At 67.6% G+C, this 324-nt stretch carries 1 protein-coding gene; it reads left to right on the forward strand.

Annotation, left to right across the window (positions count from 1 at the left end; all coding sequences use genetic code 11):
• On the forward strand, positions 1 to 324 hold a 324-nt coding region (locus CN601_RS22195; RefSeq protein ID WP_142317408.1), incomplete at both ends, for a glutamate synthase-related protein.

Below are 324 nucleotides of genomic sequence, written 5' to 3' on the forward strand. Positions count from 1 at the left end.
CCTACCCGCAGATCGACGGCGGCGCGCAGCCGGCCGAGCTGGAGACCGGGGGAGAGTACCAGTGGCGCCGCGAAGGCCCGCCGCACCTGTTCAACCCGGAAACAGTCTTCCGGCTGCAGCACTCGACCCGCACCCGCCGCTACGACGTGTTCAAGGAGTACACCAAGGCCGTCGACGACCAGGCCAAGGAGCTCAAGACCCTGCGTGGGCTGCTGGAATTCGACACCGCCGGGATCACCCCGATCGACATCGACGAGGTCGAGCCGGTGTCCGAGATCGTCAAGCGGTTCGCCACCGGCGCGATGAGCTACGGCTCGATCTCCG

This window comes from Bacillus sp. AFS017336, from assembly GCF_002555445.1.
In the GTDB taxonomy this organism is placed as follows: Bacteria; Bacillota; Bacilli; order Bacillales; family Bacillaceae_G; genus Gottfriedia.